This is a genomic window from Shigella sp. FC1967 (assembly GCF_001743005.1).
Classification (GTDB): Bacteria; Pseudomonadota; Gammaproteobacteria; order Enterobacterales; family Enterobacteriaceae; genus Proteus.
The window spans coordinates 1-635 of record NZ_MIIZ01001149.1; the positions used below are offsets into that span (position 1 = coordinate 1).

At 40.5% G+C, this 635-nt stretch carries 1 protein-coding gene and 1 pseudogene; both read right to left on the reverse strand.

Annotated elements, in window-relative coordinates:
• Positions 1-107: 107 nt before the first annotated feature.
• Positions 108-398, reverse strand: coding sequence for a DUF3304 domain-containing protein (locus BHE89_RS19460; RefSeq protein WP_069369411.1), 291 nt, complete (start codon positions 396-398; stop codon positions 108-110).
• Positions 399-410: 12 nt separating this feature from the next.
• Positions 411-635 (reverse strand): annotated as a pseudogene (locus BHE89_RS19465) (hypothetical protein); the annotation flags it as partial.

Consider the following 635-nt stretch of genomic DNA (forward strand, 5'->3'; position numbering starts at 1 on the left):
TCGTTTCTCTTCTTCTCGTATTTTATAGTTATGTTCTATCTGTTGTTGTGTTAATTTTAATCGGCCTTTATCAGGGAAATGATTAGGTACCCAAACTGGATCTGCTTTTATTTCTTCGAACATACGGCGGGCTCCTTCATTTTCATTGGTTCAGTTATTGGATATTCAGGGTCGTGATAGCTATAACAGGAAGTAGTGATTTTTACTTCATTACAAGGTAAAAAATGCACTTTTACACTACAAGGTTCATCATATTGTGGGATTGGCACCCAAGCTTCGTGATAGGTCGTATAGCGGTCTAATTCTTTTTCCCAGCGATTATAGGCTTCGACTTGGTCAAAATCAGGTGCTGGTGGAAATTTTGTGGTATCCACCTTTTTCCATTGAATATGTGCGATTAAATTAGGGCGCTATTTTTCAGGGATCATCACACAACAGACCGTGCCACCAATACTGCCGTAACCTTCATTAATTGAAAAACCTGAAATTTCAAATTGTGTGTGGTTATAGCCCTGAAGCCCGGCTCCCAAGATGGAGTTTTCTGGTTTTGCACCCCAAGAGCCCGCATTGGCACAACCGGAAAGGAAAAAAGAGATAATTAAGAGCGAGGCAAGTTTGGGGGAAATTTGCCAAAA